Source organism: Nonomuraea lactucae (assembly GCF_003313395.1).
GTDB lineage: Bacteria > Actinomycetota > Actinomycetes > Streptosporangiales > Streptosporangiaceae > Nonomuraea > Nonomuraea lactucae.
The window spans coordinates 1-22066 of the sequence record NZ_QNFZ01001039.1; the positions used below are offsets into that span (position 1 = coordinate 1).

22 protein-coding genes are annotated in these 22066 nt (G+C 71.1%); 12 read left to right on the top strand and 10 right to left on the bottom strand.

What is annotated here, in order from left to right; all coding sequences use genetic code 11:
* The 3 genes from DQW85_RS39155 to purE form a co-directional block, all read left to right on the top strand.
* Positions 1-791, top strand: a 791-nt coding sequence (locus DQW85_RS39155) for a hypothetical protein (protein ID WP_162795735.1), incomplete at its 5' end; no start/stop codon positions are given.
* Positions 792-820: 29 nt separating this feature from the next.
* Complete coding sequence (locus tag DQW85_RS39160) at positions 821-1969, top strand: 5-(carboxyamino)imidazole ribonucleotide synthase (RefSeq protein ID WP_113704787.1); 1149 nt, start codon at positions 821-823, stop codon at positions 1967-1969.
* Between the two features lie 43 nt (positions 1970-2012).
* Entirely contained in the window at positions 2013-2513 is a 501-nt protein-coding gene (purE, locus tag DQW85_RS39165; protein WP_113704804.1) for a 5-(carboxyamino)imidazole ribonucleotide mutase, read from the top strand.
* A 178-nt stretch (positions 2514-2691) separates the two neighbouring features.
* Here the strand turns inward: purE and DQW85_RS39170 are convergent, their stop codons facing one another.
* Positions 2692-4005 carry a UDP-glucose dehydrogenase family protein gene (locus DQW85_RS39170; protein WP_113704788.1) on the bottom strand — a complete coding sequence of 438 codons (1314 nt, stop codon included), beginning with the start codon at positions 4003-4005 and terminating at the stop codon, positions 2692-2694.
* Between the two features lie 126 nt (positions 4006-4131).
* Here DQW85_RS39170 and DQW85_RS39175 point away from each other — a divergent pair, with 126 nt between their 5' ends.
* A complete protein-coding gene (locus tag DQW85_RS39175; protein WP_113704789.1) occupies positions 4132-5295 on the top strand; it encodes an acyl-CoA dehydrogenase family protein in 1164 nt (387 codons plus the stop codon).
* Positions 5296-5385: 90 nt separating this feature from the next.
* Positions 5386-5643 (top strand): hypothetical protein, encoded by a 258-nt coding sequence (locus tag DQW85_RS45150; RefSeq protein ID WP_162795736.1) that lies wholly within the window; start codon positions 5386-5388, stop codon positions 5641-5643.
* A 17-nt stretch (positions 5644-5660) separates the two neighbouring features.
* On the opposite strand, the gene DQW85_RS39180 is transcribed toward DQW85_RS45150, so the two are convergent.
* From DQW85_RS39180 to DQW85_RS39195, 4 genes are all read right to left on the bottom strand, one after another.
* The gene (locus DQW85_RS39180) at positions 5661-6401 is read right to left on the bottom strand and encodes a DUF4097 family beta strand repeat-containing protein (protein WP_162795737.1); all 741 of its coding nucleotides are present in this window, start codon (positions 6399-6401) and stop codon (positions 5661-5663) included.
* A 125-nt stretch (positions 6402-6526) separates the two neighbouring features.
* Entirely contained in the window at positions 6527-7366 is an 840-nt protein-coding gene (locus DQW85_RS39185) for an LLM class flavin-dependent oxidoreductase (RefSeq protein WP_240197716.1), read from the bottom strand.
* A 67-nt stretch (positions 7367-7433) separates the two neighbouring features.
* Positions 7434-7781: an STAS domain-containing protein gene (locus tag DQW85_RS39190; protein WP_113704791.1), complete on the bottom strand. Its 348-nt coding sequence runs from the start codon at positions 7779-7781 to the stop codon at positions 7434-7436.
* Positions 7782-7816: 35 nt separating this feature from the next.
* On the bottom strand, positions 7817-9310 hold the full coding sequence (locus DQW85_RS39195; RefSeq protein WP_113704792.1) for an LCP family protein: 1494 nt from the start codon (positions 9308-9310) through the stop codon (positions 7817-7819).
* An 80-nt stretch (positions 9311-9390) separates the two neighbouring features.
* Here DQW85_RS39195 and DQW85_RS39200 point away from each other — a divergent pair, with 80 nt between their 5' ends.
* The gene (locus DQW85_RS39200) at positions 9391-10410 is read left to right on the top strand and encodes a glycosyltransferase family 2 protein (RefSeq protein ID WP_113704793.1); all 1020 of its coding nucleotides are present in this window, start codon (positions 9391-9393) and stop codon (positions 10408-10410) included.
* A gap of 75 nt (positions 10411-10485) precedes the next feature.
* Here the strand turns inward: DQW85_RS39200 and ispD are convergent, their stop codons facing one another.
* A complete protein-coding gene (gene ispD / locus DQW85_RS39205; RefSeq protein WP_113704794.1) occupies positions 10486-11241 on the bottom strand; it encodes a 2-C-methyl-D-erythritol 4-phosphate cytidylyltransferase in 756 nt (251 codons plus the stop codon).
* A 95-nt stretch (positions 11242-11336) separates the two neighbouring features.
* Here ispD and DQW85_RS39210 point away from each other — a divergent pair, with 95 nt between their 5' ends.
* From DQW85_RS39210 to DQW85_RS39235, 6 genes are all read left to right on the top strand, one after another.
* Positions 11337-12791, top strand: a complete 1455-nt coding sequence (locus DQW85_RS39210; RefSeq protein ID WP_275888296.1) for a CDP-alcohol phosphatidyltransferase family protein — start codon at positions 11337-11339, stop codon at positions 12789-12791.
* Positions 12788-13411, top strand: a complete 624-nt coding sequence (locus tag DQW85_RS47810; protein ID WP_113704796.1) for a DUF5941 domain-containing protein — start codon at positions 12788-12790, stop codon at positions 13409-13411. The genes DQW85_RS39210 and DQW85_RS47810 overlap by 4 nt, the downstream gene beginning before the upstream one ends.
* A gap of 133 nt (positions 13412-13544) precedes the next feature.
* Entirely contained in the window at positions 13545-14276 is a 732-nt protein-coding gene (locus DQW85_RS39220; protein WP_113704797.1) for a phosphocholine cytidylyltransferase family protein, read from the top strand.
* 27 nt (positions 14277-14303) lie between these two features.
* Positions 14304-15344 (top strand): iron-containing alcohol dehydrogenase family protein, encoded by a 1041-nt coding sequence (locus tag DQW85_RS39225; protein WP_205315741.1) that lies wholly within the window; start codon positions 14304-14306, stop codon positions 15342-15344.
* Positions 15322-16092 (top strand): CDP-alcohol phosphatidyltransferase family protein, encoded by a 771-nt coding sequence (locus DQW85_RS39230; RefSeq protein ID WP_113704799.1) that lies wholly within the window; start codon positions 15322-15324, stop codon positions 16090-16092. Before DQW85_RS39225 ends, DQW85_RS39230 begins: the two co-directional genes overlap by 23 nt.
* Before the next feature lie 186 nt (positions 16093-16278).
* Complete coding sequence (locus tag DQW85_RS39235; RefSeq protein ID WP_113704800.1) at positions 16279-17163, top strand: glycosyltransferase family 2 protein; 885 nt, start codon at positions 16279-16281, stop codon at positions 17161-17163.
* 128 nt (positions 17164-17291) lie between these two features.
* Here the strand turns inward: DQW85_RS39235 and DQW85_RS39240 are convergent, their stop codons facing one another.
* The 4 genes from DQW85_RS39240 to DQW85_RS39255 form a co-directional block, all read right to left on the bottom strand.
* Positions 17292-18005 (bottom strand): acetoacetate decarboxylase family protein, encoded by a 714-nt coding sequence (locus DQW85_RS39240; RefSeq protein WP_113704801.1) that lies wholly within the window; start codon positions 18003-18005, stop codon positions 17292-17294.
* Positions 18006-18110: 105 nt separating this feature from the next.
* Positions 18111-19079: a glycosyltransferase gene (locus DQW85_RS39245; RefSeq protein WP_113704802.1), complete on the bottom strand. Its 969-nt coding sequence runs from the start codon at positions 19077-19079 to the stop codon at positions 18111-18113.
* Between the two features lie 49 nt (positions 19080-19128).
* Positions 19129-20361, bottom strand: coding sequence for an acyltransferase family protein (locus DQW85_RS39250; RefSeq protein ID WP_162795738.1), 1233 nt, complete (start codon positions 20359-20361; stop codon positions 19129-19131).
* Positions 20362-20535: 174 nt separating this feature from the next.
* On the bottom strand, positions 20536-22066 hold a 1531-nt coding region (locus DQW85_RS39255; RefSeq protein WP_240197718.1), incomplete at its 5' end, for an LCP family protein.

Genomic DNA, 22066 nt, shown 5'->3' on the forward strand with positions numbered 1-22066 from the left:
CGTCGGCCGCGGCGTCCGCCCCGGACGTGAGCGGCTCCGGCGGGCGCGTGGACGTGGCCACCGCCGAGCGGGCGTTCCAGGTGCTCGCGGAGCTGGACGCGGCCTGGGCGCGGCGCGACTGCGCCGCCGTCGCGGAGCTCACCACTGGGGTGGAGAAGACGCTGGGCGGCCGTGCCTGTGAGGCGACCCGGAACGGCCGCCCAGCCCTCCACGGCGATCCGATGTTCTTCCTGCCCGAGGCGGGCGACTGGTTCGCCGCCCTGGCCAGGAAGCCGACGCCCGCGTACTTCGTCTTCCAGTTCGACGGCGGACGCTGGCGGCTCGCGGCGGGCCCGGTCCCGGCGCACGGCCCGCCCGTGGAGCCCGCCGGTCATGTGACAGCCGGCCGCAGCATGGCCAGGCAGGCCCGGCTGGTGCCGCAGCGGCACCTCACCTACCTGACCGACCCGGCCGGGGTGAACGGCGTGCGCTTCCCGTCCGGCGACCCCGTGCGCGGGCTGCTGGAGGAGCTCACCGGGCGCCCGGCCCAGGTCGCGCCCGACCGGCTCTCGATCGACGTCGAGCTGGTCGAGGAGCCCGCCAGGACGGTCGCGCTGTCCGCCGACTCGGTGCTGGTCTTCGACGCGCTGCGGATCCGGTACGAGCAGCGGCCCAGGCCGGGGAGGACCTCGCTGAGGCACCCCCTGGACGGGCTCTCGCCCGCCGGATCGGAGCTGGTCGTGCTGGTCAGCGTCATCAGCGCCGCGGACGGGCTCGCCACGGTGGGCCTGCGCAGGGGGCTTGCGGGCTGAGCCGTTCCGTCCCGGTAAGCTCACCACACGTGAGTTCCTACCGCCCCATCGGCCCGGTCGTCGGCGTCGTCGGCGCCGGTCAGCTGGCCCGGATGACGCAGCAGCCCGCCATCGCGCTCGGCGTCGAGCTGCGCGTGCTGGCCAACGCGGCCGACGAGAGCGCCGCCAGAGTCATCGTCGACACGCGGATCGGCGACTACCGCGACCTGCACGACCTGCGCGAGTTCGCCCAGGGCTGCGACGCGATCACCTTCGACCACGAGCACGTGCCCACCGACCACATCAGCGCGCTCGCCGCCGACGGGTTCGCCGTGCGGCCGGGCGCCGCCGCGCTGGTGCACGCCCAGGACAAGGCCGTCATGCGCGAACGGCTCACCTCCTTCGGCGCGCCCTGCCCCGCCTGGGCCAGGGTGTCCGGCGCCGCCGACGTCTCGGCGTTCGCCGGCGAGCACGGCTGGCCGGTGGTCCTCAAGGCCGTCAGGGGCGGCTACGACGGCCGCGGCGTGTGGGTGTGCCGCTCGGCCGAGGACGCCGCGACCGCCTTCGAGGCCGGGGTGCCGCTGATGGCCGAGGCGTTCGTGCCGTTCCAGCGGGAGCTGGCCGTGCTGGTGGCCCGCTCACCCCACGGGCAGGGCGTCAGCTACCCCGTCGTCGAGACCGTGCAACAGGACGGCATCTGCGTCGAGGTCCTCGCGCCCGCCCCCGGCCTCGACCCCGAGGAGGCCGCGCAGGCCCAGCGCATCGCACTGCAGATCGCCCACGAACTGGACGTGACCGGCCTGCTGGCGGTGGAGATGTTCGACACGGGCCACGGCCTGGTGGTCAACGAGCTGGCCATGCGCCCGCACAACAGCGGCCACTGGACGATCGAGGGGGCGCGCACGTCCCAGTTCGAGCAGCACCTGCGGGCCGTGCTCGACCTTCCGCTGGGCTCCCCGGCCATGACGGCGCCCGTCGTCGTCATGGCCAACCTGCTCGGCGGCGACGACCCCGACCTGTTCAAGCGCTACGAGCACGTGATGGCCCACGACCCCGGCATCAAGATCCACTTCTACGGCAAGCAGGTGCGGCCCGGCCGCAAGATCGGCCACGTGACCGCGCTCGGCGACGACCTCGAGTCCGTACGCGCCCGCGCCAGGCACGCCGCCGTCTACCTCACCACCGGGGAGTACACGTGACAGAGCCGAGCACGCTGGAGGCGTCGTGACCATCGGCATCGTGATGGGCAGCGACTCCGACTGGCCCGTGATGAAGGCGGCGGCCGAGGCCGTGGCGGAGTTCGGCGTGCCCTTCGAGGCCGACGTGGTGTCGGCCCACCGGATGCCCACCGAGATGATCGACTACGGCAGGCAAGCGGCCTCCCGCGGCCTCAAGGTGATCATCGCCGGCGCGGGCGGGGCGGCCCACCTGCCCGGGATGCTGGCCTCGGTGACGCCGCTGCCCGTCATCGGGGTGCCGGTGCCGCTGAAATACCTCGACGGCATGGACTCTCTGCTGTCGATCGTCCAGATGCCCGCCGGGGTGCCGGTGGCCACGGTCGCGGTGGGCGGGGCGCGCAACGCCGGCCTGCTGGCCGTGCGCATCCTGGCCACCTCCGATCCGGAGCTGCGGGGGCGCATGGAGGACTTCCAGGCGCGGCTCAAGGCCCAGGCCCACGCCAAGGGCGAGCACCTACGCGCCGAGGCGGCGGACCTCGGCTCGACCGGGGGTGACGCGCCGTAGGGCTTCGGCGGTCAACCGGTGGCGGAAGGCCCGGCGTGGTCAAGGGGTCACGGAAGGCCCGGCCCAGAAGGCGCCGTGACGGCGGCCCGCCGTCATCCGGTCAGCGGGCGTCTTCCTGGAGGCCCTCAGCCACGGTCGGCGGGTGGCGGCCCACTTGGCGGTGCCGTAAAGGATGGAACTAGGGTCTGCCCAGGGCGCGGTAGTGCCAGCCGGCGGAGCGCCAGGTCTCGGCGTTGAGCGCGTTGCGCCCGTCGACGATCTTGCGGGTGGCGACGACCGCGCCCAGCTCCTCCGGGTCCAGGTCGACGAACTCCTGCCACTCCGTGAGCAGCAGCACCACGTGCGCCCCGCGGGCCGCCTCCAGCGCCGAGTCGCCGTACTTCAGCTCCGGGTGCGCCTTGCGGGCGTTGCCGAGCGCGATCGGGTCGTAGACGGTGACGCGGCCGCCCTGCTGGCCGATCGTGACCGCCACGTCGAGCGCGGGCGAGTCGCGGATGTCGTCGGAGTTCGGCTTGAACGCGGCCCCCAGCACGCCCACGGTGCAGCCGTGGAACGAGCCGCCCGCCAGCTCGCGCGCCAGGTCCACCATGCGGGCGCGGCGCCGCATGTTGATCGCGTCCACCTCGCGCAGGAACGTCAGCGCCTGGTCGGCCCCCAGCTCGCCGGCGCGGGCCATGAACGCGCGGATGTCCTTGGGCAGGCAGCCGCCCCCGAACCCGAGCCCCGCGTTGAGAAAACGACCGCCGATGCGGTCGTCATAGGCGAGGGCCTCAGAGAGTTGTTTGACGTCGGCGTGCGCGGCCTCGCAGACCTCGGCCATGGCGTTGATGAAGGAGATCTTGGTGGCCAGGAAGGCGTTGGCCGCGGTCTTGACCAGCTCGGACGTCGCGAAGTCGGTGACCACCATCGGGATGTCGCCCAGCGGCTGGTAGACCTCGCGCAGCACCTTCTCGGCGCGCTCGGACCGGACGCCGACCACGATGCGGTCGGGCTTGAGGGTGTCCTGGACGGCGAAGCCCTCGCGGAGGAACTCGGGGTTCCAGGCCAGCTCCGCCTCGATCCCGGCGGGCGCCAGCCTCGCGAGCTTGTCGGCGAGGCGGCCCGCGGTGCCGACGGGCACCGTGGACTTGCCGACCACCAGGCACTCACGGTCCAGGTGCGGGGCCAGCGACTCGATGGCGGCGTCCATGTAGGAGACGTCGGCGGCGTACTCGCCCCGCTTCTGCGGCGTGCCCACGCAGACGAAGTGCACGTCGCCGAAGGCGGCGACCTCCTCGTACGACGTGGTGAAGCGCAGGCGTCCGGATTCGAGGCCACGGCGGAGCACGGGTTCGAGCCCGGGCTCGTGGATGGGGAGCTCACCCTCGTTCAGCCGGCGGATCTTGTCGGCGTCGACGTCGAGGCCCAGCACGTCGAAGCCCAGATCAGCCATGCAGGCCGCATGGGTGATGCCCAGGTATCCGGTCCCGATCACCGTGAGGCGATATGGCACGAGTGAGCTCCTTTCCATCGCCCAGGCATGTTACCGGCCCTCGCTACCCCCTTCTGTGCCACCTGGGCCTTTCCGCAAACCGTACCCGGTGGTAACAGAGATGCTCGGACGTCCTAGTATCTGTGCATGAGCTTCCCTCTCTACGCGCCCGCCGAAGAGCACGACATGCTCCGGGAGACGGTTCGCGCCCTCGCCGACGAGAAGATCGCCCCGCGCGCCGCGGAGGCCGACGAGACCGAAGAGTTTCCCTGGGACGTCTACAAGGCGCTCGTGGGAGCCGACCTGCACGCCGTGCACGTGCCCGAGGAGTACGGCGGCGCGGGCGCCGACGCCCTGGCCACCGTCATCGTGATCGAGGAGGTGGCGCGCGCCTGCGCCTCGTCCTCCCTCATCCCCGCCGTGAACAAGCTGGGCACCGTCCCGCTGCTGCTCTCGGCCTCGGAGGAGCTCAAGGCCCGCTACCTGGCGCCGGTGGCCCGCGGCGACGCCATGTTCTCGTACGCCCTCTCGGAGCCCGAGGCCGGCTCGGACGCCGCCGCGATGAGGACGCGCGCCGTCCAGGACGGCGACCACTACGTGCTCGACGGCACCAAGATGTGGATCACGAACGCGGGCGTGTCGGAGTACTACACGGTCATGGCCGTGACGGACCCGTCAGCCGGAGCCCGTGGCATCTCCGCCTTCGTCGTGGAGAAGTCGGACGAAGGCGTCTCGTTCGGGCCCAAGGAGAGGAAGCTCGGCATCAAGGCCTCCCCGACCCGCCAGGTCATCATGGAGAACGTCCGCATCCCCGCCTCCCGCATGATCGGCGACCCCGGCACCGGTTTCAAGACGGCCCTGGCCACGCTCGACCACACCCGCATCACCATCGCCGCCCAGGCCCTCGGCATCGCCCAGGGCGCCCTGGACTACGCGGTGGGGTACGTCAAGGAGCGCAAGCAGTTCGGCAGGCCGATCGCCGACTTCCAGGGCCTGCAGTTCATCCTGGCCGACATGGCCATGAAGCTCGAGGCGGCCAGGCAGCTCACCTACCACGCGGCGGCCAAGTCCGAGCTCGCCATGCACGGCCAGCCCCAGAAGGACCTCACCTTCCTGTCCAGCGCCGCCAAGTGCGCCGCCTCGGACGCCGCCATGGAGATCACCACGGACGCGGTGCAGCTGCTGGGCGGGTACGGGTACACGAAGGACTTCCCGGTCGAACGCATGATGCGCGACGCCAAGATCACCCAGATCTACGAGGGCACCAACCAGATCCAGCGCATGGTGATGGCCAGGCAGCTCCTCAAGTAGGCGGTCGCCCTGTTTCGTCCCCGTTCCATGAAGCCGGCGAGCGGGGACGGAGGCTCGCGCGGTCAGCTGGAATCGGGTGCCGTCAGGGCCTTGAGCACGTCCAAGGAGGGCGGTCTCCAGCTCACCGACGGTGCGAACAAGGTCACGGTGGCGGCTCCCCAGCCGGTCATGTGGGACAGCAGTGGAGCACGACGGCAGGATCAGCGATCGGCCGGACGCAGATCGAGATCGACGTGGTGGTTCTCGCCGCCCAGGAGCCCGGACGCCACGGCCGAGCCGGGCGCCGCTGCCGAGAGCGATCCGCGTGTTCTGCTGGTCGACCTCGACCGGCTCTACGGACGTGCATAGGTTCGCCGGGACCACCGTCACTTCTCCTTGATCCGGACATCGCCTGACGTGCTCCTCACGACGATGGTCCGGTCGCTGCCGGTGCTCTTGAGCTGTGAGCGGGCCCTGCCGTGCGTGCTTGTGGCCGTGACCTGGTACGGGCCGGGCGGGACGATCGCGGTTACGCGGCCGTCGCGGGAGCGGATGTTCAGTCTGGACGGCGGCGTGGCGAACGACAGGTTGATGGGGCCGGTGCTGGTGCGAACGTCTGCGGTGGGTGACCTGAGGTGGTCGCCCGCGATCAGGCTGTCGTCGCCGAGCAGGCGGAGCCGGCCCGAGGTGCCGTATGCCCTGATCGGTCCCGCGGACGACACGTTCACGTCCTGCGCCAGGTCCCTGAGGACGACGCCGTCGTCCGAGCCGTGGACCACGAGGCGCACGCCGGGCGGGACCCTGACGCGGTAGCGGGCGGCGCAGTCGCCGAACACGATCGCGCAGTCGGCGCTCAGCCGCAGCGTGCCGTCCTCCAGTGACCAGGAGGCGTTGCCCTCGGCGGCGGCCTTGCCGCGTGACCAGCGGTCCACGCGCACGGCGCCCGCCGTGCCGGGCAGGATGCGCAGGCCGCCGCCCGAGGAGGTGATCGTGAGCTGGGTGCCGGAGTGGGGGAAGGTGCGGGTGGCGTGCGCCTCCTTGCCGTTCGGACGCACGGCGCACCCGGTCGTGGCGACCGCGCACAAGGCTGTCGCCGCCGCGGCGGCTGTCACCATGATTCGTGTCATGTCGTGATCGTGGCGTGGGGGGTCCGGGCGGCCATCGGTCATTCGGATGAGCACGGGCGAGTTGAGGTCCGCCGTTCGGCTGTGGTTCCGGGCCAGGTCCAGTGGGGGCAGTCGGGTCGGGTCTCTCAGAGGGCGGCGAGGAGGCCGTGGACGTGGGGGAGGGGGTCGGGGCCGGGCGGGCGGACCACCACCGTCGAGACGCCCGCGTCCGACAGCGCCTTCACCTGGGCCGCCGCCTGCTCCGGCGTGCCGATGGCCATGACCACCTCGTCCGGCGTCACCCCCAGGAACGCGGCCTGCTCCGCTGCGGCCGGCCGCATCACGTCCCGGGCGTCGTCGCCCAGGCACAGATGTGTGAACGCGACCAGTTCGTGCTCGGCCGCGGCGCCGATCTGGTTGATGATCGAGGGGAGCTGCCGCGGGCCCAGGCCCTCCGGGATGATCGTGCCCTGGGCCAGGCGGCCCGACAGGGCCAGCGAGCGCGGGCCGACCACTCCGGCCAGTACGGGCGGGGGCTCGGCGGGCGGGTGGACCAGGGAGACGCCGTCCAGGTGGACCTCGCGGCCGTGCAGCGTCACGGTCTCACCCCTCAGCAGCGCCTGGACGGAGGTGATCGTCTCCTCCAGCAGCGCCATGGGCGACGGGACCGCGGCGCCCACCTGCCGCATCCACGCCCGCACCCCATGGCCGATTCCGGCCGCGAGCCGCCCCGGGTGGAGGCGGGCCAGGTTGGCCAGCTCCATGGCCAGCAGCACGGGGTTGCGCAGCGGGGCGGGGGTGATGCCGATGCCCACCCGCAGGCGGGATGTCACCGCCAGGGCCGTCGCGGCCGAGGAGACGGCCCCCGTCCAGCCGAGGTCCTCCACCACCCACAGGTCCGACACCGCTGTGCCGTCCAGCTCTCCGGCAAACGGTACGAGGGACTCCGGCGGCAGGTCGCGGTCGAACATGACTCCGAGACGCATGGGGCCCTCCGGCGCACTGAGTTGGCTGCACAAGCTGTCCGGCCCCAAGTATTCAGGGTCCAAGGGCTCAGGCGGCCTCCCAGAGCGCCTCCTTGGCCTCGCCGATCGACCAGCGCGTCTCGAAGTGACGGTCGAGGTTGGTGATCGTCAGCAGGTGGCTGATCATGCCGGGGGCGAGGACGAGGATGAGCCTGCCACGCCGGGCGTGTACGTGGTTGAGCGCGTCCACCAGCACGCCGAGCCCCACCGAGTCGCAGAACGGCACCTCGGTCAGGTCGATCACGACGTTGACCGGATCAGCGGTGTTCAGGGCCTGGTCGAGCTCGGCTTTCACACGCGGGGCACCGGCGACGTCCAGATCGCCGACGATGCGCACCACTGTGCAGGGTTCCTCTCGCCAACACCTGACAACCATGGAATGCCACTTGCCCGGAGTGGGGGCACTTATGCCTATTTCTTGCAGATGTTCTGTGTTGCCGTTTTGGTGGTAGGGGTGGCGCCGGTGGAGGGCTTGGCGCCCGGTGTGGCCGTCGCCGCTGGTTTCTGGATCTTCGGCTGGTCGCTTCCGACGATCACCTCGATGCCTGAGATGTCGGCCTCGCGCAGCTCGGCTCCGGGGATGGCCGCGGCGACCGTACGGGCTGAGTCCTCGCGGCCGGGCGCGTAGCGGATGACCGTCTTCTTGTAGTCGCTGTGCGTGGTGTTGCCCGGCTGACTGGGCACCTGGAACCCGACCGCCACCAAGGCCTCCTTGGTACGGGCGCCGAGCCCCGTGATGGGCGTGCCGTTGTTGACCTTGAGCGAGATGCGCTCCGGGGGGATGGGCGACACCGTGGGCTTCGGGGAGGCGGAGGCGGAGGCGGAAGCGGAAGCGGCCGCGGTGGCCGACGGGGTGGCCGACGGGGTGGACGTGGGCGGGACCAGGTCCTCGTCGGCCGCGATGCGGCGGAACAGGTCACGAGCCCCCGTCTTGTCCCACAGCACCGCCGACTCGCCGGTGGGCGCCTTGAAGTCGACGTCGGCCAGCGGCACCTCCGCGAACTTCACGTCGTCCAGCGAGACGTCCCTGAGCTGGGTCGCGAGCCCGATCAGCCCGTCGTCCGGATCGACCTTGACGGTGCGCAGCGTGGAGTTGACGAACGCGGCCAGCCGGGCCGGGTTGGCCAGCGTGCCCGCGCTCAGCGCCCGGTCGAGCAGCGCGGAGATGACCTGCTGCTGCCGGTCGATGCGGTCGAGGTCGGAGCGGGCGGTGGCCCGGGTGCGGGCGTAGCCGAGTGCCTGCGCGCCCTGGAGCTGGTGGGTGCCCGCGGTGAGGTTGAGCCCCGCCTTGGGGTCGTTGATCGGAACCGGGGTGCACACCGTGACGCCGCCCAGCGAGTCGACCACGTCGATGAAGCCGAGGACGTTCACCTCGATGTAGCGGTTGATCTGCAGCCCGGTCGCCTGCTCAACGGTCTGCTTGGCGAGCTTCGGACCGCCGAACTGGTATGCCGAGTTGATCTTGTGCTGGCCCTTGCCGGGGACGGTCGTCCAGGTGTCGCGGGGGAGGCTGACCACGGTGACCTTGGTGTGATCCTCGGACAGGTGGATGACCATCATCGTGTCGGTGCGCTGGCCCGCCTCGCGGCCGAGCTTGAGCTGGTTCTGCTGCCTGCGGGTGAGGTCGTCGCGCTTGTCCACGCCGACGAGCAGGATGTTCATCGCGCCGCGCGACTTGGGCTCGGTCACGCCCGCGTCGACCGAGCCGATCTGCCGGGGGGTGGCCCACACCACGCCGGTGCCGACCAGCACGCCGACGGAGAGCAGACCGGAGACGAGCAGGTTGCGCCGCCTGGCCTTGGCGCTCCGGCCTGGCCTGCGCCTGTGACCGGTCGCGAGCCTGACGCCGCCGTAGGCGTCGCCGCCCACATGTACCCCGGAGTCCTCCTCATCCGGGTCGCGCATCCCGTCCCCCTTTGTACAGCCGGAGGATCGGGCGTTCGATTGCCTTCCTCCCCTGCTCGTACAGTAGCGTGAGCCCCGCCATGAAGCAGTTCCCCGACTCGCCGCACGCGCCAGCGGAGACGCGTGGCTGGCCGCCCATCTCAGTCATCATGCCGGTCCTCAACGAGGAGCGGCACCTCCGCGAGGCCGTGGACCAGGTCCTGGCCCAGAGCTACCCCGGTGAGATCGAGGTCGTCCTCGCCGTGGGCCCCTCGCACGACCGCACCCAGGAGGTCGCCGACGCGATCGCCGCGGCCGACCGCCGGGTCACCGTGGTGCCCAACCCCACCGGCCGCACCCCCAACGCGCTCAACGCCGCGATCGCCGCCGCCCGCAACGGCATCATCGCCAGGGTCGACGGGCACGCCATGCTGCCGCCCGACTACCTGCGCATCGCGGTCGAGACGCTGGAGCAGACCGGTGCCGACAACGTGGGAGGCGTCATGGCCGCCGAGGGCGTCACCGCCTTCGAGCGGGCCGTCGCCTGCGCGATGACGTCCAAGATCGGTGTCGGCGCCGCCGCCTTCCACGTGGGGGGTACGGCGGGGCCGGCCGACACGGTCTACCTGGGCGTGTTCCGGCGTTCCGCCCTCGACCGGGTCGGCGGCTACGACGAGCACTTCCAGCGCGCGCAGGACTGGGAGATGAACCACCGCATCCGCCAGACCGGCGGGCTGGTGTGGTTCCAGCCGCGCATGCGGGTCTCCTACCGGCCCCGGCCCCACGTGAAGGCGCTGGCCAAGCAGTACTTCCACTACGGCCGCTGGCGCCGCGTGGTGGCGCGCACCCACGAGGGCACGATCAACCTGCGCTACCTCGCGCCTCCGGCCGCCGTGCTGGCCATGGCGCTGGGGCTGTTGGTCTCGCCGTTCTTCCCGCTCGGGCTGGTCATCCCCGGCGGCTACGCCCTGGCCATCGTGGCGGGCTCGGTGCTGACGGGCAGCGGGCACCCGTTCGCGGTCAAGGTCCGGCTGCCGCTCGTGTACGCGACCATGCACCTGTCGTGGGGCTGGGGCTTCCTCACCAGCCCGCGACGCCTCGGCAGGCCGCCCCGCCCGTAGCACGCCGCGGCTCCGGCCGAAGCCCCGAAGACCCGCTGCCCACGCGGCTTCGGCCGCAGGCCCGCGCGCGCACCCTCAGCGTGGTCCCTCCGGGCCGGGCGCCGTGGCCGCGGAGAGCTCGAACAGCCGCTCGGCGATCGCCAGGTCCACCGGGTGGGTGACCTTGATGTTGCGCTCGCTGCCCTCGACCAGGTGGATGGGCACGTCCGGCAGGTAGCGCAGCACCACACCGCAGTCGTCGGTGGCCGGAAGCCGGTCGAAGCCGGGATCGGCGAGGGCCCGCGCGTAAGCCTCCCGGATCACCGACAGCCGGAAGCACTGCGGGGTCTGCGCCCGCCGCAGCCGTGACCTGTCGAGCACCTCGGCTATGGTCTCGCCGCCGGGGCCGGAGGCGGCCACGAGAACGGTGTCGGAACTCGGGATAGCCACCTCCACGGCCACGTGCGTCTGGAGTGCCCGGACACAGTTCGTGATGATCCGGGGCTCCAGCAGCGGCCGCACGGCATCGTGCAGGAGCACGTCGCACTCCTGCGGGCCGATGGCCTCCAGCGCCCGCCAGGTGCTCTCGGTACGGCTGGCGCCGCCCTCGACGACCTTGCTCACCTTGCCGAACCCGGCCCGCTCGACCAGCTCACTGACCTGGCCGGTGTAGCCGGGCGTCATCAGCACCACGACCTCGTCGATCTCGGGCGCCGCGTCGAAGACGGCGATCGTGTGCTCCAGGATCGTCCGTCCGGCGACCGTGACGAGCTGCTTCGGTGTGCCGAGCCCGACGCGGCTGCCGACGCCGCCCGCCAAGACCACCCCAACAGTACGCAACCGCGAGTCCATACCCGGAGCGTAACGGTCTCATCGTCCGTGATATCGCGTCGCCCTGTCGCTACGCTGAGTCCACGCACCCCCGTGCGACCGGGAGGATCTGCGCTTTGACCGATTCCATGACCCGCGCGAGCGCGACCACTGCGGTGGTTCTGCTCGCCACGACGCCGGCCTGCAGGCTCACCTGCGCGGGCGGCACGCTGCTCGACCGGATCACCGACCAGCTCACGCTGCTCCCGGTCCGTGACGTCCAGGTGGTGACCTCGGGCGGCGGAGCGGGAGCCGACCTGCGCGGCGTCGCGAAGATCGCGCGCGCCGCCACGGGCACGCTGGTCGTGCTGCCCGGCGATCTCGTCGCCCACACCGAGGCGCTCGCGCAGCTCCTGGAGCACCCGGCGCGCGGCAGCGCGGCGCTGGTCTCCCTGGACGCCGGGGGAGGGCCGCTGTGCCCGCCGGTCCGCGTCGAAGGCGGCCGGGTCGTCGCCGCGGGCAGTTCGTTTCACACGGTGCCCGACGCCAACGCCACGTTCCGCGGCGTGCTGCAGGCGGGCGAGGCCGATCTCGCCTCGCTCGCCGACGTCGCCGAGGAGCTCGCCGAGCTGGCCGACACCGGCAGGCTGGGCGCCGTCACCGCCGTCGAGGCCGTCGACCTGCTGCTGGTCGGCCTGGTCAGGGCGGGCGCGCGGATCCGCGCGACGCAGCTCGGGCCGCTGCACGCCGACCGGGTCACCGGTCAGGCCACCGCCGACGGCGCGATCGGCAGGCTGGCCGAGGTGGACGAGGAGCAGGTCCGCCTCGACGCGGCGATCAAGGACAGGGACGGCTTCTTCGCGACCTTCTGCGTCTCCTCCTGGTCGCGCCACCTGGTGCGCCCCGCGGCCAGGCTCAAGCTCACGCCCAACGCCGTCACCGGCATCTCGGTCGGCCTGGCCGTGCTCGCGGCGATCTGGTTCTCGGCGGGCAACCGCGGCGCCCAGGTGGCCGGTGCCGTGCTGCTCTACCTGTCGTTCGTGTGCGACTGCCTCGACGGCCAGCTGGCGCGCTACACCCGCATGTTCTCGTCGTTCGGCGCGTGGATGGACGGCATGGCCGACCGGCTGAAGGAGTACGTCGTCTACGTGGGCCTGGCCATCGGCTTCGCCGCGGGCATGCCGTGGAGCGGCGGCGGCCCCGACGGCATCTGGCACCTCGCCGTCGCCGCGATGATCCTCCAGGTGGTACGGCACGCGCTCGACTTCTCGTACGGCGGGTCGAGGGCCGACGCCAGGCGCGTCGGCGAGCTGTGGTCCAAGCCCGTGCGCTCGCTGCTGGAGTCGACCGACGAGGTGAGCCATGACGCGCCCCGGCGGGGCGTGCTGAAGCTGTCCCTCGCCCTGGAGCACGAGTCGGTCACCCGCTGGCTGAAGAGGATGATCGTGCTGCCGATCGGCGAGCGGATGGCGCTGATCGCGGTCACCGCCGCCGTGTTCAACGCCCGGGTGACCTTCATGGCGCTGCTCGGCTGGGGCGGGCTGGCGGTCGTTTACCAGCTGGCGGGGCGGATCGCGAGGACGGCACGATGATCTCGGTTCACATGACCCCGGTGCCCAGGAGCACGGTCGTCACCTACCGCGACGACGGGCCGCTGTCGCGCGGGATGGGCATGCTCGTGGCGGGCCAGCTCCCGCCGCTCCCGCCGGTGATCGCCGGGACGTTCGTGACCGGCGTGCTGCTGCTGATGGGCGTGGCCGGGAGCGAAGGGCTCGCGATCTTCGCGCCGGCCGTGACGCTCCTGCTCGCGGGGCCGGGCAGCTCGCATCCGCACGACGGCCGGTTCGACTGGCTCGTGCCGCCGATCCTGCGGATGATCGAGTACGCGTTCATCGCGGCCTGCGGGTTCGCCCATGACGTCAACCCGGTGCTGATCTTCCTGCTGCTCGGCGCGCTCGCCTTCCACCACTACGATCTCGTCTACCGGCTGCGCCAGCACGTCTACCCGCCGCCCTGGCTCTCGACGTTCGGGCTCGGCTGGGACGGGCGGATGCTCGTGGTCGGGCTGGCCGTCCTCGCCGACCTGCCGACGTTCGGGTTCGCGCTGCTCACGCTCTACCTGTGGGGGCTGTTCGGCTGGGAGAGCCTCACCTGCTGGCTCGCCTCACCCCGCACCGGCGTCGAAACGGCCGAGACAGGAACGCAAGACTAACGGCGGATTACCCGCGCAGGGCCCAAAGGCAACTAACCTTTGGGCCTATGGTGGGGCGCGTCCAGTGCCCGCCGTAACGTGACGGATTCCGTAGTCCGCACGTACATGGTCATGCTCGACTGAGGAGTGCACGTTGCTGGGAATGGTGCTGGCCGCTGGAGCCGGACGACGTCTGCGGCCGTACACCGACACGCTGCCCAAGGCGCTCGTGCCGGTCGACGGCGAGACCACGATCATGGACATCTCGCTGCGCAACCTCGCCGAGGTGGACCTGCGTGAGGTCGTGGTGATCGTCGGGTACGCGGCGCAGGCCGTACACGAGCGCAAGGACGCGCTGGAGAGGCGCCACGGCGTCAAACTCACCCTGGTGCACAACGACAAGGCCGAGGAGTGGAACAACGCCTACTCCCTGTGGTGCGCCCGCGACTACTTCGCGCAGGGCGCGCTGCTCGTCAACGGCGACACCGTGCACCCCGTCTCCGTCGAGAAGACGCTCCTGTCGGCCCCCGAGACCAGCGACATCCTCCTCGCCGTCGACGACGTCAAGAAGCTCGCCGACGAGGAGATGAAGGTCACCCTCGACGGCGGCGCGCTGAAGAGGATCACCAAGCTGATGGACCCGGCAGCGGCCTACGGCGAGTACATCGGGGCGACCCTGATCCGGCCGGGCGCCGCCGACCGGCTCGCCGACGCGCTGCGCGCCACCTTCGAGCGCGACCCGCAGCTCTACTACGAGGACGGCTACCAGGAGATGGTCGAGCGCGGCGAGCGGATCCACGTCGCGCCGATCGGCGAGGTCGACTGGGTCGAGGTGGACAACCACGACGACCTGGCGAAGGCTCGCACCATAGCCGTTCGCTACTGAGGGGGCGGGATGCCGCTTCTAGCGCGAATGCTGCCCGCCCCGCTGACCATGGAGGTCAGGCGGGGCGCGGTGGCGCAGCTCGGCGCGTTGCTCGCCGACAGCCGGGTGGCCACGTCCGGCCGGGTCGCGGTGGCCGTGGGGCCGGGCCAGGGCGACCACATCGAGGGCCTGATCGCGCCGACGCTCGGCGAGGCCGAGGTGTTCAGGGTGGGCGACGGCACGGTCGACGCGGCCGTCTCGCTCGGCGCCGACCTGCGCAAGGGCGCCTACGAGGTGGTGGTGGGCGTCGGCGGAGGGCGCACCATCGACGCGACCAAGTACGCCGCGTCGCTGGCGGGCATCCCGATGGTCGCTGTGGCCACCAACCTGTCCCACGACGGCATCTGCTCGCCCACCGCCTCTCTGGTGTACGAGGGCGGCAAGGGCTCGTTCGGCGTCCCGATGCCGCTGGCGATCCTCGTGGACCTCGACTTCGTGCACGCGGCCCCGGACTCGCTGGTGCGCTCGGGCGTGGGCGACGTCGTCAGCAACCTGTCGGCCATCGACGACTGGATGCTCAGCAACGTGGAGCGCGGCGAGCCCATCGACGGGCTGGCCTGCTCGATGGCGCGCACCGCGGCCGAGGCGCTGATCGGCCGGCGCGACTCCATCGAGTCCGACGCCTTCCTCACCGTCCTCGCCGAATCGCTGATCCTGTCGGGCATGTCGATGGTGATCGCGGGGTCGTCACGGCCTTCGAGCGGCGGCGACCATGAGATCCTTCATGCCGTGGATCAACTCTTCCCCGGCACCTCCAACCACGGCGAGCTCGCCGGCATCGGGGCCGCCTTCTGCTTCTTCCTCAGGGAGGACGCGGGCAGGCTCGAACAGGTCACCGACTGCCTGCGCCGTCACAAGCTGCCCATCACGCCGGGCGACATCGGGCTGAGCAGCGAGCAGTTCGCCGAGGCCGTCGCGCTGGCGCCCGCCACGCGCCCCGGCCGTTACACGATCCTGGAGCACCTGCGCCTGCCGGACTCCGAGATCCGCGATCGGGTAGAGGACTATGTCCGGGCCTTCGGTAGCTGAGCTGCGCCGGGTCGCGCAGCCGCCCGGCACCATGGACCGCGAGAGTGGCGAGCACTGGGCGGGCTCCCTCTACATGCGCAGGATCTCGCCCTACCTGACGTGGCTGCTGGCCAAGACGCCGATCTCGCCCAACCAGGCCACCTGGCTGATGATCGTGAGCGGGCTGGCCGCCGCGGTGGTGCTGGCGCTGCCCGGCCTCTGGGCGGCCGTGCTGTCCGCCCTGCTCGTGCAGCTCTACCTGCTGCTCGACTGCTCGGACGGCGAGCTGGCCCGCTGGACGGGGCGCACCTCGATCACCGGCGTCTACCTCGACCGGGTCGGCCACTACCTGTGCGAGGCGGCGCTCCTCATCGGGCTGGGCTTCCGCGCCTCCGGCGAGGTGCTGCCCGACTGGTACACCGTGCTGGGCTTCGCGACCGCGCTCGGAGCCATCCTCATCAAGGCCGAGACCGACCTGGTGGACGTGGCGCGGGCGCGAGCGGGCCGGCCGGCCGCGACGGAGGTGGCCGCGGGGCAGCTGAGGTCGGGGCTGCTCGCCCTCGGACGCCGGATTCTCGGGGCGACCAGGTTCCACCGGGTAGTGCAGGCGGTCGAGCTGTCGATCCTGGCCGTGGTGGCCGCCGTGGTCGACGTGTTCGCCGGAGACCTGCAGGCCACGCGCGTGCTGCTGGTGGTCTGCTTCGCCGCCGCGGCGCTCCAGACCGTGCTCCATCTGGTCAGCATTCTGGCGTCGAGGCGGCTGGCTTGATCTCTTCTCGGAACCGGGAGCCCTCGGCGGGCGTCGTATTGATCGGACGTCCAGCGTTTGGTGGGGGTTCACGACCGGTTCCGATACGCTTAGCTCCACCAATATCGAAGATAGGCAGACCAGCAGACTCGGTGATCATGAAAGAATGCTCCGCCCGTGCTCTCAACGCGTCAGGACGATGATTCGTTGAAGATCTCGTGCGTCATCCTCACCATGGGCAACCGGGTCGCCGAGCTGAACCGGGCGGTCGAGTCCGCGCTCAACCAGATCGACGGCGACGTCGAGGTGGTGATCGTGGGCAACGGCGCCGACGTGCCCGAGGTGTCGGCGACGCCACCCGAGGGCTCGGCCGCGACCGTGAAGGCGATCCGGCTCGACCGCAACACCGGCATCCCGGCCGGCCGCAACCGCGGCGTCGAGGAGTGCTCGGGTGACGTCGTGCTGTTCCTCGACGACGATGGCTGGTACGCCAACCAGAAGGTGGTCGCCCACGTCCGCGACCGCTTCGCCACCGAGCCCGATCTCGCGGTGATCTCGTTCCGGGTGATGGACCCGGAGGGCGGCACCGGCCAGCGCCGTCACGTCCCCCGCCTGCGCGCGGGCGACCCCGAACGCTCCTCGCCCGTGACGACGTTCCTGGGCGGCGCCTCGGCGGTCAGGCGCTCGGCGTTCCTCCAGGTGGGCGGCCTGCCCGAGCGCTTCTTCTACGCCCACGAGGAGACCGATCTGGCCTGGCGGCTGCTGGGCGAGGGCTACCGGATCGAGTACGACGCCGAGACGGTCATGTACCATCCGCAGGTCCCGCCGACGCGGCACGCCGACTTCTACCGCCTCAACGCCCGCAACCGGGTCTGGCTGGCCCGGCGCAACCTGCCGTGGCCGCTGGCGGTCCTCTACCTGCTCGACTGGATCGTGCTCACCCTGATCCGCGAGCGCCGCTCGGGTGACGCGCTCAAGGCGTGGTTCACGGGCTTCTTCGAGGGGCTGCGCACGCCCGCGGGAGAGCGGCGGCCGATGGCCTGGCGCACCGCCTGGCGCATGGTCAAGCTGGGCCGCCCGCCGATCGTCTGACGGCGCCTCATCGCCGATCGTCTGACGGCGCCTCACCGTCGATCGTCTGACAACCGCCATCGCCGTCTCCGCGCGCCCAGGCGTGCCCCTGGAGCCGCCCGGGCGCGCCTCCCGTACGTTCGGGGTCGCTAGATCGTCCGTGCCTCCCCGAAGATCATCTCAGCGTGCCGCACCGTGGAGCTCATCAGCGCGCGCTTCGGCAGGCCGAGCTCGCTGAGCTCCTTGGCGATCGGGTGGTTGCCGAGCCTGATCAGCGCGCCGCCGGGCCGCACGCGGACACCGTGCGCCCGCACCGACCACGGCACGCGGCGCGTCACCCCCTCCCGGTGCGTGTAGACCTCCAGCCCGGTCAGCGGCGGCGGGGCGAGCACCGGCAGGCCCGGCTTGAGCAGCACGTCCAGCACCAGCCGCCCGTCCTTGCGCACGATGCACCGCTTGTACGGCGAGTCGAGCCGCAGGTCGATGCCGGCCAGCTCCTTCGGAAAGCCCCAGATCGCACGCCCGGCCTCCAGCGTGAACCGCTGGTCCACCGGCAGCCAGTGGATGAACGCCCCCGCGTGGCGCAGCTCCCCCAGGCCGGTGGCGCCCGCCGCGCCCGGTGGCCGGACCAGGTACGCCACGCCGAACTCGTGGTAGGTGTCGAGGTCGCCGTCACGGTAGTCGACGAACGCCAGCGCGCAGACGGCTCTGCCGGGCAGCACCTCGGCGACGTCCAGGCCCGAGTAGGCGATCACCGCCCTGGCCGCGTCGGCCCGAACGGTGTACATCACGCTGCAGACGGCCGCGTCTCTCACCTGGACAGGCATGCTGACCGTCCGCCCCTGGATCAGATGCGATGCCATGCCTCCAGTACACCAACCGGAGTGGCCTGTGACCATTCCTCCGCGGACAGCGTCTGGGCGGATGTGACGTTTCTGACAGCGCGAGGGCGTCATCCTCGAACGTCCCTAGACGGTCAGCGGCTGGGCCGGGGCGGCGAGCCCCGCCCACGCCTCCATCCTGGCCACGAACGCCGCGGCGTGGTCCGGCCAGTGGTGGCGCAGCCGCGCCTCCGCGTTGCCGCGGGTGCCGAACGCGGACCGGCGCACCGGATCGTCCTTCAGGCCGAGCACGGCCCGCGCCGCCGCGTCCACGTCCAGCGGGACGACCACGCCGCAGCCGATCCGCTCCACCAGCGGGCCCGCCTGCGGGGTGGTGATGACGGGCAGGCCACGGCCCATGTAGTCGAGCACCTTGGTCGGCACGCCCGGGACCTCCGGGACGGCCAGCGACAGGCCGGCCAGCGCGCCCTCGGCCATCCGCAGAGCGTGCCGGCTGGGCACGTACCCGAACCAGTCGAGCAGCCCGACCCGCTGCGCGTCGCGCAGCATCGGCCGCACGCTGGGGTCGGCGGGTCCGATCAGGTCCATCCGGACGCCGTGCGGGACGAGCCGCTCGGCCAGCCCGATCAGCTCGGCGACCCCGCGCTCGGCGGACAGGCGGCCGATGTGGACCACTCTGGTGTCGCCGGGAGGGGGCGGGCTCGCCGAGACGAAGGTCGCCTCGGGGACGACGGAGGAGGTGCACACGTGGTGCCGCCGCTCCGCGCGCGCGAGACGCCTGGGGGTCACCTCCTCGCGGATGTCCCAGACCACGGGAGGGCGGCGATGGGGCAGGGCCCGCAGCAGCGCGTGGTCGTGCACGATCAGCAGGTCCGCGCCCTTGGCCCCGCGCCTGAGCGCGGCGTTCGCCCGGCCGTACCCGGCCTCGCGCGGCACGTCGATCGCCCTGAGCCCCATCACGGGCGTGACGTTGAAGTAGGTGAACGGCGCGACGTAGGTCACCTCGTGGCCCGCGTCGAGAAGCGCCCGGATCTGCCTGTGCATGATCCGGGCGTCCTCGGGATGATGGACGGTCGTGGCGACACATACCCGCATGTGTCGATGCTGAGCGCTTACCTGGTCAAGGGCGTGAATGCGGGTCGAACTACGGCTTAACTTCCACAGGGCGGCGATAGAGCCAGGTCAGGCGAGGTTCGAGCACCCACTTGAAGACCGCGCGCGTCTCCGGCAGGCACAGCACGATGGCCAGCGCGAAGCAGCTCGACGTGATCGCCAGCACGCCGAGCGGGCCGTAGAGCCACGGGAACTCCAGCCAGCCCATCTCCTTGGCGATCTGCACGGGAATGCCGTGCAGCAGGTAGCAGTAGAGGGTGCGGGTGCCGAGGTCGGAATACCAGGTCTCGCCCCGTGGCACCAGCGCGAGCACCGCGAAGCACATGGCCAGCCCGCAGAGCAGCAGCCCGGCGCGCAGGCCGAGCCCCATCCACCAGGACAGGTCCATGTCCATGTAGCTGTGCTTGAAGTAGAACGGCTTGAGCGTCGCCTTGGGCGCGATGAGGATGGCGACCGCGGCGGCGCCGAGCACGGTGACCACCGAGAGGATCTTGATCCATCGCCGGTCGAGCATCTCGAAGTGCTCCGGCTGCATCACCAGGCCGATGACGAAGAACGGCATCAGGCCGAAGAAACGGTCCATGCTGAAGTCGCCGGAGATCTGCGAGAACCCGGCGAACAGGTAGATGGCGATGGCCACCGGCACCGGGTTCTTCATCCGCTTCCACACCGGTGTGGACAGCCGCCAGAACAGCAGCGCCAGGAGATACCAGTTGAGCCAGGACGGATCGATGATCGTCAGGCTCCACTTCTGGCCGAGCGCGAAGCGCAGGGCGGCGTAGCCGACCTCGACGATGACGTACGGCACCACGAAGGTGTCGACGAGCTTGTTGGTCTTGGCGTTGGAGTTCCAGAAGTTTCTGGACAGGTAGCCGCTGATGAGCACGAACAGCGGCATGTGGAAGACGTAGATGAAGATGTAGGCCGCGCGGGAGGAGTCGGCGTCGAGCGTCGGCACCAGCGAGTGGCCGATGACGACCATCGCGATCAGGACGAACTTCACGTTGTCGAGGTAGGGGTCGCGCTTGCGCCGGGACGGCTCCGGCCGCTCGGCCTGCTCGACGGCCGTACGCGGGCGGGGGGCGGTCGGCTCCTCCGTGGGCGGGCGGCCCGGCGGGACGCCGTGCGGGTCCGTCTGCTCGCTCCAGAGCGACTCCGCCGGCAGTGGCCACCTGGCTCCCGTGTTGGCGGGCCCGGAGCTGTCGCCGGGATCTTCCGGACCGCTGGGGGAGGTGACCGGAGGGGAGTGCTTGGGGTCAGACACTACGCAGTCGCTCAGCTTCGCTCGGGGCCGGGGTACACGACGGCCGCCGCGCCTTACAGACACCTTGACGGCGCAGGGCGAGCAGCGTCGCCGACCCGCCAACATTATCGCCGCCCGGCGGCTCCTGTCTCTCAGCCGGGCCGCGAAACGCCGGTTACACAGGGAACTCGGAGGTCATACGCAGACGTTCTTCTGGTTCGCCGTGATCGTGTTGTTATTGACGCTGTCGGGGAGTCTCTCCACCTTGACCGACTTGAAGTCGGTGCCGATGACCAGCTGGACGACGGGCGCGTCCTTGGCCGGCGGGCTCGCCGAGGGCAAGGGGACCGGCGAGGTGTAGGGGTCGGCGCTGGTCGGCTTGACCTTCCCGGCGGTGGGCGCGGGCTTGGGCACGAGCATCCCGGCCAGCACGCCGGCGTAGTCGCCGCCCGCCGGGGCCTTCTTCGCGTAGCGGATCTCGGTGGTCGGCTGCGGGGCGCCGTCGGGGGCCTGCCAGTTGCCCACCTCGGTGACCTTGAAGCCCTGCTTGCTGAGCAGGTCGGCCACCTCCCGGGCCTTGCCCTTGGTGGTGGTGCCGTTGAGCACCTGGACCTGCACCTGCTCGGGCTTGACGGTGACCTTGGGCTTGGTGCTCGCGGACGCCGACGGCTGAGGGGTCGCCACCTCGACATCGCTCTTGATCGCGTTGAACAGCTCGACGGACTCGGGTCTCCAGACCACGCGGTTCTTGTCGGCGGGGTCGGGCATCCACGGGACCGTGATGAACTTGACCCCGCCCGCGGTCATCTCCTTGGCGCTCTGCGCGATCTCGAGGAGCTTCGCGGTGTTGTCGGCCAGCTCCGGGTCCATGGTCACCGACTGGGCGGCGGCCTTGATGAAGCCGGTGAGCATGCCCGGGTTGGTGAGCAGCTCGCCGCTGGTGGCCTTCTGCACCACCTTGCTGAGGAAGAGCTGCTGTCGCCTGATGCGCTGGATGTCGCTGCCGTCGCCGTAGGCGCGCAGGCGTACGAAGCCCAGCGCCTGCTCACCGTTGAGGATGCTCCGGCCGGGGGGCAGCTTGAGCTTGGACTTCCTGTCGTCGACGCCGGACCTGAGGCAGACGGGGATGCCGCCGAGCGCGTCGACGATGTTCTTGAACCCGCTGAAGTCGACCTCGACGAAGTGGTTGATGCGGATGCCCGTGAGCGTCTCCAGCGTGGAGATGGTGCACGCGATGCCGCCGGCGTTGTACGCCGAGTTGATCATGTCGCGGCGGGGCGGCATGTGCTGCTTGGTCGTCTCGTTCTTGCACTGGGGGATCTGCACCATCGAGTCGCGGGGGAAGCTGATCAGCTGGGCCTTGTCGCGGTTGGGCGACAGGTGCATGAGGATGATGGTGTCGGTGCGCTTGCCGCCCGCGTTCTCGGTGCGGGAGAGCTGCTGGCCGTACCTCGCGTTGCCCTTGCCCGCACGGGTGTCGGAGCCGACGAGCAGCACATTGAGCGCGCCGGTGGCCGGCGGCCGGGGGGTGATGATGTCGCCGTTGAAGCTCTTCTTGTTGATGTTGCCGAAGGCGTCGCGGTAGATCGTGTAGCCCGTCAGCGCCCCGGCGACCATGACCGTGGTGGTCGCGATGCTGACCCAGGCGAGGATGCGCATCTTCTTGCCGCCGCCGTCGCCCGTGCCGCGGTGGCCGCGCGGCGGGGGGTCGTCGGGCGGGGGCGCC